We start from the raw sequence: 15337 nt of genomic DNA on the forward strand, positions 1-15337 counted from the left end.
CCGTCTGTGAACGACAGGTGAATTTCGAGCCCGCCGACACCCCGTCGGGAGGGCTGACCCGCGCGATTTGAGCGGTAGTCTGGCGCGCTGTGTACCTCAAGAGTCTGACGCTGAAGGGCTTCAAGTCCTTCGCTTCGCCGACGACTCTGCGCTTCGAACCGGGCATCACCGCCGTCGTCGGGCCCAACGGCTCGGGCAAGTCCAACGTCGTCGACGCCCTGGCGTGGGTGATGGGGGAGCAGGGCGCGAAGACGCTGCGCGGCGGGAAGATGGAGGACGTCATCTTCGCCGGCACCTCGTCGCGGGCCCCGCTGGGCCGCGCCGAGGTCACCGTCACCATCGACAACTCCGACAATGCGCTGCCCATCGAGTACTCCGAGGTGTCGATCACGCGGCGGATGTTCCGCGACGGCGCCAGCGAATACGAAATCAACGGCAGCAGTTGCCGTTTGATGGACGTCCAGGAGCTGCTGAGCGACTCGGGCATTGGGCGTGAGATGCACGTCATCGTCGGGCAGGGGAAGCTCGACGAGATCCTGCAGTCGCGACCTGAGGATCGCCGCGCCTTCATCGAGGAGGCCGCGGGCGTGCTCAAGCACCGCAAGCGCAAGGAAAAGGCCCTCCGCAAGCTCGACGCGATGCAGGCCAACCTGGCCCGCCTGTCCGACCTGACCACCGAGCTGCGCCGCCAGCTCAAACCGCTGGGCCGCCAGGCCGAGGTGGCCCGTCGCGCGCAGACCATCCAGGCCGACCTGCGCGACGCGAAGCTGCGCCTGGCCGCTGACGACCTGGTCAGCCGCCAGGTGGAGCGCGACGCGATCTTCGAGGCCGAGGCCCTGATGCGCCGCGAGCACGACGAGGCCGCCGCCCGCCTGGAGGTGGCCTCGCAGGAGCTGGCCGCGCACGAGACGGCGCTGGCCGAGCTCTCGGGCCGGGCCGAATCGGTCCAGCACACCTGGTTCGGGCTGTCCGCGCTGGCCGAGCGCGTCGCCGCCACGGTGCGCATCGCCAGCGAACGCGCGCAGCATCTCGACGTCGAGCCGGTGACGCCGAGCGACACCGACCCGGACGCGCTGGAGGCCGAGGCCCAGCAGGTGGAGCTGACCGAGCAGCGGCTGCTGGGTGAGCTGGCCGCCGCGCGCACCCGCCTGGACGCCGCGCGCGCCGAATTGGCCGAGCGTGAGGCCGAGGCCGCCGAGGCCGACCGCGCCCACCTGGCGGCGGTGCGCGCCGAGGCCGACCGGCGCGAGGGCCTGGCGCGGTTGGCTGGGCAGGTGGAGACCATGCGGGCCCGCGTCGAGTCGATCGACGACAGCGTCGCGAAGCTCTCCGAGCGCATCGAAGAGGCCGCCACCCGCGCGCAACAGACCCGCGCGGAGTTCGAGACCGTGCAGGCGCGCGTCGGCGAACTGGACCAGGGCGAGGTGGGCCTCGACGAGCACCACGAGCGGACCGTGGCCGCGTTGCGGCTGGCCGACGAACGCGTCGCCGAGCTGCAGGCCGCCGAGCGCGGCGCCGAACGGGAAGTGGCGTCGCTGCGTGCCCGCATCGACGCGCTCTCGGTCGGGCTGGAGCGCAAGGACGGCGCGGCGTGGCTCGCGCAAAACCACGCCGGCACAGGGCTTTTCGGTCCGATCGCCAAGCTGGTCAAGGTGCGGTCCGGCTACGAGACGGCGCTGGCCGCGGTGCTCGGTTCGGCGGCCGACGCGCTGGCCGCCGAGAGCTTCGGCGCGGCGCGTTCCGCCGTCGCCGCCCTCAAGCAGGCCGACGGCGGCCGCGCGGCCCTGGTGTTGGGCGACTGGCCGGCCGATCAGCCCCCGCCCGCGGGCGCGCTGCCCGGCGGCGCCCTTTGGGCGCTCGATCTGGTCGAGGCGCCGCAACGGCTGCGCGGGGCGATGACGGCCATGCTTTCCGGTGTCGCGGTGGTCAACGACCTCGGCGAGGCGCTGGACCTGGTTGCGGCGCGCCCGCAGCTGCGCGCGGTCACGCTCGACGGTGACCTGGTGGGTGCCGGCTGGGTGAGCGGCGGCTCCGACCGCAAGCTGTCCACGCTGGAGCTCACCTCGGAGATCGACAAGGCCGGCGCCGAGCTGACCGCTGCGGAAGCGCAGGTGGCCCAGCTCAGCGCGGCCTTGTCCGGCGCGCTGACCGAGCAGATCGCGCGGCAGGACTCCGCCGAGCAGGCGCTGGCGGCGCTCAACGAATCCGACACCGCCATCTCGGCGATGTACGAGCAGCTGGGCCGGCTCGGGCAGGAAGCCCGGGCCGCCGAGGAGGAGTGGAGCCGGCTGCTGCGCCAGCGCGAAGAGGCCGAGGCCGGGCGCGCGCAGACCGTCGAAGAGGTCACCGCGCTGGAAACCCGGCTGCGCAACGCCCAGGAGACCCAGCACGTGCAGGCGGCCGAGCCCGCGAACCGCCTGCAGATCGCCGCCGCCGCGGAAAGCGCCCGCGGCGTGGAAGTGGAGGCCCGGCTGGCGGTGCGGACCGCCGAGGAGCGCGCCAACGCGGTGCGCGGGCGGGCGGACTCCCTGCGGCGAGCGGCCGCGGCCGAACGCGAGGCGCGGCTGCGGGCCCAGCAGGCGCGGGCGGCGCGGCTGCACGCGGCCGCGGTGGCGGGGGCCGTCGCCGACGCGGGGCGGCTGCTGGCGTCGCGGCTGGACCGGGTGGTCGGCGCGGCGTCGACGATGCGCGACGCGCTGGTCGCCGAGCGCCAGCAGCGCACTGCCGCGATGGCGACGGTGCGCGACGAGGTGAACGCGCTGGGCGCGCGGTTGGCCAAGCTGACCGACTCGCTGCACCGTGACGAGGTGGCCAACGCCCAGGCGGCGATGCGTATCGAGCAGCTCGAGCAGATGGTGCTCGAGCAGTTCGGCATGTCGCCGGACGACCTGATCGCCGAGTACGGGCCGGAGAATCAGCTGCCGCCCACGGACCTCGAGATGGCCGAATACGAGCAGGCCAAGGAGCGCGGCGAGCAGGTTTTCGCGCCCGCTCCGATCCCGTACGACCGGGCCACCCAGGAGCGTCGGGCCAAGCGGGCGGAGAAGGAACTCGCCGAACTGGGCAGGGTCAACCCGCTGGCGCTGGAGGAGTTCGCTGCGCTGGAGGAGCGCTATAACTTCCTGTCGACCCAGCTCGAGGACGTCAAGGCCGCCCGCAAGGACCTGCTCGACGTCATCGCCGACGTCGACGCGCGCATCCTGCAGGTGTTCAACGACGCGTTCATCGACGTCGAACGCGAATTCCGGGAAGTCTTCGCCGTGCTGTTCCCCGGCGGCGAGGGCCGGCTGCGGTTGACCGACCCCAACGACATGCTGACCACCGGCATCGAGGTGGAGGCGCGTCCGCCCGGCAAGAAGATCACCCGGCTGTCTTTGCTGTCGGGCGGCGAGAAGGCGCTGACGGCGGTCGCCATGCTCGTGGCGATCTTCCGGGCCCGCCCGTCGCCGTTCTACATCATGGACGAGGTCGAGGCGGCGCTCGACGACACCAACCTGCGCCGGCTGATCAGCCTGTTCGAGCTGCTGCGGGCCAAGTCGCAGATCATCATCATCACCCACCAGAAGCCCACGATGGAGGTCGCCGACGCGCTGTACGGCGTCACCATGCAGGGCGACGGCATCACCGCGGTGATTTCTCAGCGGATGCGTGGCCAGCAGGTGGAGCAGCTGGTCTCGAGCTCTTCTTAGACCTCGGGGAGCACGTGAGTGTGAACCGACGGCTTTCGTTGTGAACTGATGGCGCGATTCCGGCGATTTTCCCGCCCAGGTGCAACACCCGAAGGCCAGGACGCACACCCCGTGCCCCGGACACACACCGAATGCGCCTGAGCGCCGGGTAACCGCGGCTGGAAGGATTGCCACCGTGTCCCAAGGTCTTTGGATCGCGATCGCGGTCGTCGCTACCCTGGTCGTCATCGCCGTGCTGGTCCTGGGCCTGGTGCGGTACCGCCGCCGAAGGATCAGCCTCGCGCGGCCCGAACCCGAAGCACTCGACCGCTCAGGCGGCTACACCGCGTCGTCGGGCATCACCTTCAGCCGCACCCCGACGGTCGACACCACCGGCCTGCCCGCGGTAGGCGACGACGCGACCGTTCCCCGCGACGCGCCGCGGCGCACGATCTCCGACGTCGAGCTGCCGGAGCCCGAGACGCTCGCGCCGCCGCCCGCCCCGCTGGCCCCTCCGCCGCCGGCGGCCCCGCCGGTCCCGGAGGCCGCGCCGTCGCCTGAGCCGGGGTCCGAGGCCGCCGAGATCGAGGCCATCGCCCCACCCGAAGGCCGGCTGGAGCGACTCCGCGGAAGGCTGGCCCGCTCACAGACCGCGCTCGGTCGCAGCGTGCTCGGCCTCATCGGCGGCGGCGACCTGGACGAGGAATCGTGGCAGGACGTCGAGGACACGTTGCTGGTCGCCGACCTGGGACCCGTCGTCACCGAGTCGGTGATCACGCAGCTGCGCAGCCGGCTGGCCAGCGGCAGCGTGCGCACCGAGGCCGACGCGAAGGCGGTGCTGCGTGACGTGCTGATCAACGAGCTGCAGCCCGACATGGACCGCTCGATTCGCGCGCTGCCGCACGCCGATCATCCCTCGGTGCTGCTGGTCGTCGGGGTCAACGGCACGGGCAAAACCACCACCGTCGGCAAGCTGGCGCGGGTGCTGGTGGCCGACGGGCGGCGCGTCGTGCTGGGCGCGGCCGACACGTTCCGGGCGGCGGCCGCCGATCAGCTGCAAACCTGGGCCTCGCGGGTGGGCGCGGACGTGGTGCGCGGCGCCGAGGGCGCCGATCCGGCGTCGGTGGCTTACGACGCGGTCGACAAGGGCATCGCGGCCGGCGCCGACGTCGTCGTCATCGACACCGCCGGGCGGCTGCACACCAAGGTCGGGCTGATGGACGAGCTCGACAAGGTCAAGCGCGTGGTGACCCGGCGGGCCGCGGTCGACGAGGTGCTGCTGGTGCTCGACGCCACCATCGGGCAGAACGGGCTCGCCCAGGCGCGCGTCTTCGCCGACGTCGTCGACATCACCGGCGCGGTGCTGACCAAGCTGGACGGAACGGCCAAGGGCGGCATCGTTTTCCGCGTTCAACAAGAACTCGGGGTGCCGGTGAAGCTGGTCGGGCTGGGCGAAGGCCCCGACGACTTGGCGCCGTTCGAACCCGCCGCTTTCGTGGACGCCCTGCTCGGCTGAGACCGCTTACACGTCAAGCGCGACGTTAATACCGCCGAAACACGGCGGCACCATCGCCGAAACAACAATTGCGCATGGTTCTCGCAGGCCACAGACGGACGTCTGACGGCCTTTCCTGTGCAACCGGAGGTGATAGCGCGTGGCATTCCCGCAATTGGGCCAACCCGATACGGGCGATACCGCCTGGATGTTGGCGAGTTCCGCTCTGGTGCTGTTAATGACGCCGGGCCTTGCCTTCTTCTATGGGGGCATGGTCCGAACCCGAAGCGTGCTCAACATGATCATGATGAGCATCAGCGCGATGGGCGTGGTGACCGTGCTGTGGGTGCTTTACGGCTACTCGATGTCGTTCGGCAACAGCAAGGGCGGCGTCGTAGGCAACCCGTCCGACTACTGGGGGCTGGCGAAGCTGATCGGCGGTAACGCCGTCAAGGCCGATGCGACCAAGGGCGTCTCCCAAGTCGACATCCCGCTGGCCGGCACCATGCCGGCCACCGTCTTCGTGGCCTTCCAGCTGATGTTCGCGATCATCACCGTCGCCCTGATCTCGGGCGCGGTGGCGGACCGGCTGAAGTTCACCGCGTGGCTGGTGTTCGCCGGGCTGTGGGCGACGCTGGTCTACTTCCCGGTCGCGCACTGGGTGTTCGCGGCCGACGGCTTCGCCTCCGAGCACGGCGGCTGGATCAACAACAAGCTGCATGCGATCGACTTCGCAGGTGGAACGGCGGTCCATATCAACTCCGGCGCGGCGGGCTTGGCGCTGGCGATCGTCTTGGGTAAGCGCAAGGGCTGGCCCACGACGCTGTTCCGCCCGCACAACCTGCCGTTCGTCATGCTGGGCGCCGGGTTGCTGTGGTTCGGCTGGTTCGGGTTCAACGCCGGATCGGCGACCAGCTCCAACGGCTCCGCCGGGTCGACCTTCATGACGACGACGATCGCAACCGCGACGGCCATGCTGGCCTGGCTCCTGGTCGAGCGCATCCGGGACGGGCATCCCACCACGCTGGGCGCGGCCTCGGGCATCGTCGCCGGGTTGGTGGCCATCACGCCGTCCTGCTCGTCGGTCAACGTGCTCGGTGCCCTGGTGATCGGCTTCGTCGGCGGTGCGGTGTGCGCGCTGGCGGTGGGGCTGAAGTTCCGGTTCGGCTTCGACGACTCGCTGGACGTGGTCGGTGTCCACATGATCGGCGGTTTGACGGGCACGCTGCTGGTCGGCCTGGTCGCGGCACCGGAGAGCACGGCTATCAACGGCGTGACCGGGGTTTCGAAGGGCCTCTTCTACGGCGGTGGCTGGTCTCAGCTCGAGCGGCAGGCGGTCGGCGCGTTCAGCGTCCTCTTCTACTCGTTCCTCGTGACGCTTGTCCTGGCGCTTATCCTGAAATACACCATCGGGATTAGGCTGAGTCCGGAAGCCGAGGCCGGCGGCATCGACGAGTCGGAGCACGCAGAAACCGCTTACGAGTTCGCAGTTATCGGGGCCTCGTCCATTCCGCACCGGATCGGCGGCGCGGAGGAAAGCCTTAACGGACAGGACGACGCAGTCAAGAAAGTGGAGGCAGAGACTTCATGAAGCTGGTCACCGCGATCGTAAAGCCGTTCACCCTCGACGACGTCAAGACCGCCCTCGAGGAGGCGGGCGTCCTGGGGATGACGGTCAGCGAAATCCAGGGCTACGGACGGCAGAAGGGCCACACGGAGGTCTACCGGGGTGCCGAGTACTCGGTCGACTTCGTGCCGAAGGTGCGGATCGAGGTCGTCATCGACGATTCCATCGTCGACAAGGTCGTGGACAGCATCGTCCGGGCGGCCCGCACCGGCAAGATCGGGGACGGCAAAGTCTGGGTGAGCCCCGTGGAAACCATCGTGCGGGTGCGCACGGGTGAACGCGGGACCGATGCCCTCTGACCTTGACCGTAGGTTGCTGATTCAGGCCGGACGGGCCGGGAGGGTATGAAAGAGGACCCACCCGGCCCGTCCGGGTCATCTGGACCGGGCACGGAAAACGGCCGTGGGGCAAGCGATTTGGTTGCCGCGCGGCGCCGTTTGCTGTCGGATGGTCGTGCGTTGGGGGCCGCCGAGCTGCGGCACGCGTGGCAGGATCTGCACGAGTCGTGGCTGACCGCCAAGGCGGACGAGATTGGCATCACCGACGGCAGTGGCTTCGCGATCGTCGGGATCGGCGGGCTGGGACGCCACGAGCTACTGCCGTATTCGGATCTGGACCTGATGTTGTTGCACGACGACAAGGCAGCTGAGGTGCTGCAACAGGTCGCGGACAAGCTGTGGTATCCGTTGTGGGACGCCAACGTTCGGCTCGACCACAGCGTGCGAACGGTTTCCGGGGCGCTCGGCGTCGCCAACACCGACATGATTGCGGCCCTGGGCATGCTCGATGCCCGCCACATCGCCGGCGACGCGCGGCTGTCGGAGGAGTTGATCGCGGGCGCAAGAAGGCAGTGGCGCAGCGCAATTCGCTCCCGAATGGGCGAGCTGGTCGAAATCACCCAGGCGCGTTGGCAGCGCTGTGGCCGGATTTCGCAGCGCGCCGAGCCGGACCTCAAATCGGGTCGCGGCGGCCTTCGCGACGTGCAACTGCTGGACGCCCTCGGGGTGGCCCAGCTCATCGACCGCCACGGCATGGCCCGTCCGGAAACGCCGGGCGGCTCGCTCGACGAGGCCTACCTGACGCTCCTCGACGTGCGCACCGAGCTGCACCGCGTCTCGGGGCGCGGGCGTGATCAGCTGCTGGCCCAGTACGCCGACGAGATCAGCGCCGCCCTGCACATCGGTGACCGATTCGACTTGTCCCGCAAGCTGTCCGACGCGGGCCGGACCATCGCCTACCACGCCGAGACGGGGCTGCGCACCGCGGAAAACGCGCTGCCACGCCGTGGCGTGTCGGCCCTGGTGCGCCGGCCCAGGCGTCGCCCGCTGGACGAGGGCGTCGTCGAGTATGCGGGGGAGATCGTGCTCGCCCGCGACGCCGCACCGGAAACCGACGCCGGGCTGGTGTTGCGGTTGGCCGCCGCGTCGGCTGACACCGGGTTGCCGATCGGCGCCGCGACGCTGAGCCGCCTGGCCGCCGTCGCACCGGAGATGCCAATCCCTTGGCCCAGAGCGGCTTTGGACGACCTGCTGGTCGTGCTGTCTGCCGGGCCCACCACGGTGGCGACGATCGAGGCGCTGGACCGGACCGGTCTGTGGGAGCGGTTGTTGCCGGAATGGGCTGCGATCCGGGACCTTCCGCCCCGTGACGTCGCGCACAAGTGGACCGTCGACCGACACCTCGTCGAGGTTGCCGTCAGCGCGGCGCCGCTGGCCACCCGCGTGGCGCGGCCCGACCTCCTCGCGCTCGGCGCGCTGCTGCACGACATCGGCAAGGGCAGGGGAGTCGACCACAGCGTGCTCGGCGCCGAAATGGCCCTCGAAATCGCGCCGCGGCTCGGGGTCGCGGCCAAGGATGCCGAGTTCCTGTCGAAGCTGGTTCGCCACCACCTGCTGCTGCCGGTGGCGGCGACCCGAAACGACCTCAACGACCCCAAGACGATCGAGGCCGTATCCGAGGCGCTGGACGGGGATCTGATGCTGCTGGAGGTGTTGCACGCGCTGACCGAGGCCGACTCGAAGGCGACCGGCCCCGGGGTGTGGAGCGACTGGAAGGCGTCCCTGATCGAGGACCTGGTGCGCCGCTGCCGGCTGGTGATGGCGGGCGAGCCGCTGCCGCGGGCGGAACCGACTGCGCCGCAATATCTTTCGCTGGCCGCCGACCACGGCGTGCATGTGCAGATCGAGGCTGCCGGTGGCGAGCGCTTGAACCTGGTGATGATCGCGCCGGACCAGCGCGGGTTGGTGTCGAACGCCGCAGCGGTGCTCGCCCTGAACTCGTTGCGCATCCATTCGGCGTCGGTCAACACGCACGAAGGCGCGGCGATCATCGAATTCGTGGTGTCACCGCTGTTCGGTTCGCCACCCGAAGCCGGCCTGCTGCGCCAGCAGTTCACCAATGCGCTCAACGGCGACGTCGACGTCCTCGGCACGCTGGAGAAACGCGACACCGATGCCGCCAGCGCGGCGACCGAGCGGGCCGGCGAGGTCCAGGTCGGGGTGCCCGTCACGCGGTCGACCGCCCCGCCGCACGTCCAGTGGCTCGACCCCGCCGCGTCCGGCCAGTCCCTCGTCGAGGTCCGCGCCATGGACCGATTGGGATTGCTCGCGCTGCTGGCCCGGGCGCTGGAGCGCGCGGGCGCCGACATCGCATGGGCCAAGGTCCACACGTTCGGGTCGACCGCCGCCGACGTGTTCTGCGTGGAGCTGCCCGACGAGCCCGACGCACAGGCGGCGGTGGAGAAGCAGCTGATGGCGGTGCTCGGCGGCCTGGAGGCGTAGTCGCTCACGGTTCGTCTTCGTCGGGTGGGTCGGGGTCTGCTTGGAGGAGTTCGTCGGGGTGGTGGGCGTGGTTGATTTCGGGTGGTCCGGTGCCGTCGGTCCAGGCGAGGCGTCCGGTGTTGGTGACTTCGGTGTGGTAGTCGCCGTTGGTGGCGCCGGCGTGGTCGGGTCCGCAGGCGAAGAAGAGTTTGTCGGCGTCGGTTTGTCCGCCGTTGGCCCAGTCGGGGGCGTGGTGGACTTCGGAGTGGTAGCCGGGGACGAGACAGTGGGGCCGAGTGCAGCCGTGGTCGCGGGCGTGGCAGATGAGGCGTTGGTCGGCGGTGGCGAGGCGTTTTTGCCGGCCCAGGTATAGCGGGCGGCTGGTGTGGTCGTCGAACACCGCCAGGTAGTGGATGGCGTGGGTGGCCATGCGGATCAGATCCGACATGGGTAACCGGGAGCCGCCGCCGGTGCGCGCCGGGGCGGGCATCGCGATGGCGGGGTTGACGGCGGCGTGGGCGGCTTGGTCGAGTTCGCCCAGGGTGGTGGTGATCACCACGGTGACCGGATGCCCGCGGTGGGTGCCGAGCTCGCCGGAGCCGATCGCCGTCTTGAGGGCGAGTGTGAGGGCGTCGTGGTCGCGTTGAGCTTGGCTGCGGGTGTCACGCTGCTCGGGCGGCGTGCCGTCGGGTTGGTGGCGGCCGGGGCGCACCGCGGCCGCGATGGCTTCGAAGTAGGCGCGGGCCTCGGGGTCGAGCAGCGCCGTGAGTCGGGACATGCCATCGGGGCCTTGCGGGCCGAGCCGCAGGCTGCGGCGGCGGGCCCGGTCTTCGTCGGTGAAGGTGCCGTCGGGGTTGAGGTAGTCGGCGATGCGCTGCCCCAGCCGGGTCACCACTCCGGAGTCCAGTTTGGAGGCGTGTTCGACCAGGACGCGTTCGGCCTCGGCCACGTCGGCCGGTGCCACCGCGGCGGGCAGCACATCCAGGGCGTGACAGATCACCCGGATGTGGTCCTCGCCCAGTGCGCCGGCTTCGACCGCGCCGGCCACCATCTCCAGTTCGGGCGGCAGGGGCGGGCCGGTCAGCGAGCGCCGCGGCCGAATCCGGGCCGCCAGCCGAAATCGACGCGTCAGCTCCCCAGGAGTGATACGCAGCCGCGCGCACACCCGACCCCGCAGCCCCGGGGTGGACTCCGCACCGTCGGGGGGCTCGGCGATCTCACCGAAGAACCGATACATCAATCCCCGGTTGGTCCGCTGCTGGGTTTCGAGCCGCTCGGCCACCGCGACGCGAACGTCGTTGACCACCAGATCCGACGAAGTCTCCCGCAACACGTCGTGGGCGGCGTCGATCGCGTCCAGCGCGGCGCTGATCCGCTCTGCTGCTGCCTCGGCGCTGATGAATCCCACACCCCCAACCTATCGAACAAACGTGCGAATCAGGCCGGTCGAACACCAATCTGTGGATAAAACCGCAACTGTGGACAAGTGCGGCTGACCCAGGACTAGGAGTGCTCTGAGTTCAACTGCCTCAGGGCTTGGATGCGGGCCTGAATCTGCTCCCGCGTCGCGGCGGCGATCGGCGGGCCCCCGCAGCGGCGGCGCAGCTCGTTGTGGATCCAGCCGTGCGGCTTGCCGGTGCGGTGGTGCGTCGCCGAGACGAGCGTGTTGAGCTCGCGGCGCAGCTCGCGCAGCTGGCCGTGCATCGACGGAACCGGAGCCGGTGCACCAGCGTTGGCGGCGCGCTTGGCCAGCTGCTCGTCCTGGCGCCGGTGCAGCAGGGCGCGCATCTGCTCGGCGTCGAGTAACCCCGGGATGCCGAGGTAGTCGGCCTCCTCCTCGCTGCCGGCCGGGGCGGCGGTGCCGAACGAGGACCCGTCGAAGATCACCTGGTCCAGCTCGGCGTCGGCGCCCAACGAGGTGAAACCCTTTTCCGTTTCCGTCTTTTCGGTCTGCGCGCGCACGGCGGGGTCGCCGTCGAGGGGGTCGGCGTCCTCGCGGTGCGGCTGGCCGAGGACGTGGTTGCGCTGTGCCTCCAGCTCGCTCGCCAGCTGCAGCAGGCTTGGCACCGACGGCACGAAGATGCTCGCGGTTTCGCCGGCCCGGCGCGAGCGCACGAACCGGCCGATGGCCTGGGCGAAGAACAGCGGCGTGGAGGCGCTGGTGGCGTAGATCCCGACCGACAGGCGGGGGACGTCGACACCCTCGGAGACCATGCGCACCGCGACCAGCCACCGGCTGGTGCTCTCGGCGAATTCGGTGATCCGCGCCGATGATCCGGGATCGTCGGACAGCACGACCGTCGGCGCCTCGGAGGTGAGCCGTTTCAGCAGGGCGGCGTACGCGCGGGCCGCCGTGCGATCGGAGGCGATGATCATGCCGCCGGCGTCGGGCACGTGGGCCCGCTTCTGGCGCAGCCGCTCGTCGGCGGCCGCGATCACCGCGGGCATCCATTCGCCCGCGGGGTCGAGCGCGGTGCGCCACGCGCGTGCGGTCTGCTCGGCGGACAGCGGCTCGCCCAGTCGCGCGGCGTGCTCCTCGCCGGCGCTGTCCCGCCAGCGGGCCTGCCCGGAATAGGCGAGAAACACCACCGGCCGGACCACGCCGTCGGCGAGGGCCTCGGTGTAGCCGTAGGTGTGGTCGGCCTGCGACCGTAGCACCCCGTCGGTGCCGGAGGTGTACGTGACGAACGGGATGGGGCTGTCGTCGCTGCGAAAAGGCGTGCCCGTCAAAGCGAGCCGGCGCGTCGCGTCGCTGAAGGCCTCGCGGATGGCCTCGCCCCAGGTCTTGGCGTCACCGCCGTGATGGATCTCGTCGAAGATGACCAGGGTCTTGCGCTGCTCGGTCCGCACGCGGTGCAGCGTCGGGTGCGCGGCGACCTGCGCGTAGGTGACCATCACGCCGTGATACTCCGGCGAGGTCTGCGGGCTGGTGTTGGAGAACCTCGGGTCCAGGGCGAGGCCGTGTCGCTGCGCCGCCAGCGCCCACTGCACCTTGAGGTGCTCGGTGGGCACCACGACGGTGACCTGGTCGACGGCGCGTTGACCGAGCAGCTCGGCCGCCACCCGAAGCGCGAACGTCGTCTTGCCGGAGCCCGGCGTGGCGACGGCCAGGAAATCGCGCGGCTGGGCGGCCAGATATTTCACCAGCGCCCTGCGCTGCCAGCCGCGCAACGGCGAGCCCGTGTCGCTGCCCAACAGCATCGACACCGCTCCCCTCAGACGTGGTTCGCGCGCATGGCCTTGTCGTGTCCCGGTCGTGTCCCGACAGCGTCGACGCGGCCCATGGCGGGTGTGAAATGTAGCATGCCAACGCTTTTCGGCGCAGCAGCGACGCGAGCTAGCTAGCCGGCGTGGCTCGCCAGGTCGCGAGCGTCGAGCCAGGTGTGGATTCGCTTGGCGACGTCGACCCATCCCGGTTCGAGCATCATGTTGTGACCCATCGGGAAGAACTCCGGCTCGGTCCGGTAGGCGCGCGCAGTGGCGCGCACCGCGCCAACGCTGACGAAGCCGTCGTGCACGGCGCCGAGCACTAGCATCGGGGTGGTGACGCGGTCGGTTCTGACCCGGCGGAACATCGGGTCGGTCATCGCCGCGCGGATGCTCTCGGGCCCGGCGCGGTGCCAGCAAGATAAGACGATGTCCTCGGGCGTGTCCTTGCAGAAGAGGTACGCGCGGGCGAGGCCCGACGTGCGCAGGAACTTGACCAGCGTGGGGTCGTTGAACGAGTGCACGGTCATCCAGGGCCGCCGGCGCCAGACGCGCAGCGCCGCCCCGAGCACGCCCGACGGCGGCAGCGAGCCCACCAGCACCGCCGCCGGCGCCGTTCGGTCTTCGAGGTAGCGCTGGATCGTGTAGCCGCCCAGGGAATGCCCGATCAGCACCGGTGCGCCGCCCAGGTCGTCGGCCACCGAACGGACGTCGTCGATGTAGTCCTCGATGCAAACCTTCGGCAGCGGCTTGTCGGTGGGGCTGGTGCCGTGCCCGCGCAGGCTCATCGCGACCGCGCGATACCCCGTGTCGGCGAAGAAGTCCAGGAAGCCGTCGTCCCAGCACCACGCGCCGTGCCAGCCGCCGTGCACGAACAGCAGCGGCACCGGGTGGGCATCGGTGCACGCACCCTTGTCGATCACCTCGAGCATGAGCCGACTTTTCTTCGCTGGCGTCGCGACGTCAAGCCCCTGCGGTGCCGCACGCTCGGCAATCGCTCCAACCACTAGGCTGGCGGGGTGTTTGAATCGCTGTCCGACCGATTGACCGGTGCCCTACAGGGGCTGCGGGGCAAGGGTCGTCTGACCGACGCCGATATCGAGGCCACCACCCGCGAGATCCGGCTGGCGCTGCTGGAAGCGGATGTGTCGCTGCCCGTGGTGCGGGCGTTCGTGGGCCGGATCAAGGAGCGCGCCAAGGGCGCCGAGGTCTCCGGCGCGCTGAACCCGGCGCAGCAGGTCGTCAAGATCGTCAACGAGGAACTGATCGGCATCCTGGGCGGGGAGACGCGCCAGCTGGCGTTTGCGAAGACGCCGCCGACGGTGATCATGCTCGCCGGTCTGCAGGGCTCCGGTAAGACGACGCTGGCCGGCAAGCTGGCGGCCTGGCTGCGCGGCCAGGGACACACGCCGCTGCTGGTGGCGTGCGACCTGCAGCGGCCGGCCGCCGTGAACCAGCTGCAGGTCGTCGGCGAGCGGGCCGGGGTTCCGGTGTTCGCGCCGCATCCCGGCGCGTCCCCGGAGTCCGGACCCGGCGACCCCGTCGCCGTCGCCGCGGCCGGCCTCGCCGAGGCCCGCGCCAAGCATTTCGACGTCGTCATCGTCGACACCGCGGGGCGGCTGGGCATCGACGACGAGCTGATGGCGCAGGCCGCGGCCATCCGCGACGCCGTCAACCCCGACGAGGTGCTGTTCGTCCTCGACGCAATGGTCGGCCAGGACGCCGTCGCCACCGCCGAGGCGTTCGGTGCGGGCGTCGGCTTCACCGGCGTGGTGCTGACCAAGCTCGACGGTGACGCCCGCGGTGGCGCCGCGCTGTCGGTCCGCGAGGTCACCGGCGTCCCAATCCTTTTCGCGTCCAGCGGCGAGAAGCTCGAGGACTTCGACATCTTCCACCCGGACCGGATGGCCAGCCGCATCCTGGGCATGGGCGACGTGCTGACGCTGATCGAGCAGGCCGAGCAGGTCTTCGACGCGCAACGCGCCGAGGAGGCGGCCGCCAAGATCGGCACCGGCGAGCTGACGCTGGAGGACTTCCTCGAACAGATGCTGGCCATCCGCAAGATGGGTCCGATCGGCAACCTGTTGGGCATGCTGCCCGGCGCCGGCCAGATGAAGGACGCGCTGGCCGAGGTCGACGACAAGCAACTCGACCGGCTGCAGGCCATCATCCGCGGGATGACGCCGCAGGAGCGCGCCGACCCGAAGATCATCAACGCGTCGCGGCGGCTGCGCATCGCCAACGGCTCCGGGGTGACGGTGTCGGAGGTCAATCAGCTGGTCGACCGCTTCTTCGAGGCCCGCAAGATGATGTCGTCCATGCTCGGCGGCATGGGCATCCCGGGTCTGGGTCGCAAGTCGTCAACCCGAAAGGCCAAGGGCGCGAAGGGAAAGAAGGGCAAGAAGGGGGGACGGGGCCCGACGCCGCCCAAGGCCAGGAACCCGCTCATGCAGGGCATGCCCGCCGGCTTCCCCGACCTGTCGCAGATGCCCAAGGGCCTCGACGAGCTGCCACCCGGCCTGGCCGACTTCGACCTGTCCAAGCTCAAGTTCCCCGGCAACCCCGGCAAGAACTAGCCGCG

General features: G+C 70.4%; 9 protein-coding genes. 6 read left to right on the plus strand and 3 right to left on the minus strand.

Features of this window, described 5'->3' with window-relative positions; genetic code table 11:
* Positions 1 to 89: 89 nt before the first annotated feature.
* The 5 genes from smc to AC5Y4S_RS04820 all read left to right on the plus strand — a co-directional run bounded on the left by smc (position 90) and on the right by AC5Y4S_RS04820 (position 9570).
* Entirely contained in the window at positions 90 to 3689 is a 3600-nt protein-coding gene (gene smc, locus AC5Y4S_RS04800; RefSeq protein ID WP_500030388.1) for a chromosome segregation protein SMC, read from the plus strand.
* A 175-nt stretch (positions 3690 to 3864) separates the two neighbouring features.
* Entirely contained in the window at positions 3865 to 5184 is a 1320-nt protein-coding gene (ftsY, locus tag AC5Y4S_RS04805) for a signal recognition particle-docking protein FtsY (RefSeq protein ID WP_500030391.1), read from the plus strand.
* A gap of 187 nt (positions 5185 to 5371) precedes the next feature.
* Positions 5372 to 6754, plus strand: a complete 1383-nt coding sequence (locus AC5Y4S_RS04810) for an ammonium transporter (protein ID WP_500032165.1) — start codon at positions 5372 to 5374, stop codon at positions 6752 to 6754.
* Positions 6751 to 7089 carry a nitrogen regulatory protein P-II gene (gene glnB, locus AC5Y4S_RS04815; RefSeq protein ID WP_068101997.1) on the plus strand — a complete coding sequence of 113 codons (339 nt, stop codon included), beginning with the start codon at positions 6751 to 6753 and terminating at the stop codon, positions 7087 to 7089. The genes AC5Y4S_RS04810 and glnB overlap by 4 nt, the downstream gene beginning before the upstream one ends.
* Before the next feature lie 45 nt (positions 7090 to 7134).
* Positions 7135 to 9570: a [protein-PII] uridylyltransferase gene (locus AC5Y4S_RS04820; protein WP_500030396.1), complete on the plus strand. Its 2436-nt coding sequence runs from the start codon at positions 7135 to 7137 to the stop codon at positions 9568 to 9570.
* A 4-nt stretch (positions 9571 to 9574) separates the two neighbouring features.
* Here the strand turns inward: AC5Y4S_RS04820 and AC5Y4S_RS04825 are convergent, their stop codons facing one another.
* The 3 genes from AC5Y4S_RS04825 to AC5Y4S_RS04835 form a co-directional block, all read right to left on the minus strand.
* Positions 9575 to 10957 carry a 13E12 repeat family protein gene (locus tag AC5Y4S_RS04825; protein ID WP_500030400.1) on the minus strand — a complete coding sequence of 461 codons (1383 nt, stop codon included), beginning with the start codon at positions 10955 to 10957 and terminating at the stop codon, positions 9575 to 9577.
* Positions 10958 to 11052: 95 nt separating this feature from the next.
* On the minus strand, positions 11053 to 12750 hold the full coding sequence (locus AC5Y4S_RS04830) for a DEAD/DEAH box helicase (protein WP_500032167.1): 1698 nt from the start codon (positions 12748 to 12750) through the stop codon (positions 11053 to 11055).
* Positions 12751 to 12890: 140 nt separating this feature from the next.
* Positions 12891 to 13688 (minus strand): alpha/beta hydrolase, encoded by a 798-nt coding sequence (locus tag AC5Y4S_RS04835; RefSeq protein ID WP_500030405.1) that lies wholly within the window; start codon positions 13686 to 13688, stop codon positions 12891 to 12893.
* 87 nt (positions 13689 to 13775) lie between these two features.
* On the opposite strand from AC5Y4S_RS04835, the gene ffh reads away from it, so the two are divergent.
* Positions 13776 to 15332 carry a signal recognition particle protein gene (gene ffh / locus AC5Y4S_RS04840; protein WP_500030407.1) on the plus strand — a complete coding sequence of 519 codons (1557 nt, stop codon included), beginning with the start codon at positions 13776 to 13778 and terminating at the stop codon, positions 15330 to 15332.
* The last annotated feature ends 5 nt before the right edge of the window (positions 15333 to 15337 follow it).

The sequence above is a fragment of the Mycobacterium sp. NGS64 genome (assembly GCF_059812245.1).

What these genes read in the sequence shown, in the direction of transcription:
- AC5Y4S_RS04835 (WP_500030405.1), bottom strand. Translation starts at nt 13,688, where the DNA reads ATGCTCGAGGTGATCGACAAGGGTGCGTGCACCGATGCCCACCCGGTG.
- AC5Y4S_RS04830 (WP_500032167.1), bottom strand. Translation starts at nt 12,750, where the DNA reads ATGCTGTTGGGCAGCGACACGGGCTCGCCGTTGCGCGGCTGGCAGCGC.
- AC5Y4S_RS04810 (WP_500032165.1), top strand. Translation starts at nt 5,372, where the DNA reads ATGTTGGCGAGTTCCGCTCTGGTGCTGTTAATGACGCCGGGCCTTGCC.
- glnB (WP_068101997.1), top strand. Translation starts at nt 6,751, where the DNA reads ATGAAGCTGGTCACCGCGATCGTAAAGCCGTTCACCCTCGACGACGTC.
- AC5Y4S_RS04820 (WP_500030396.1), top strand. Translation starts at nt 7,135, where the DNA reads ATGAAAGAGGACCCACCCGGCCCGTCCGGGTCATCTGGACCGGGCACG.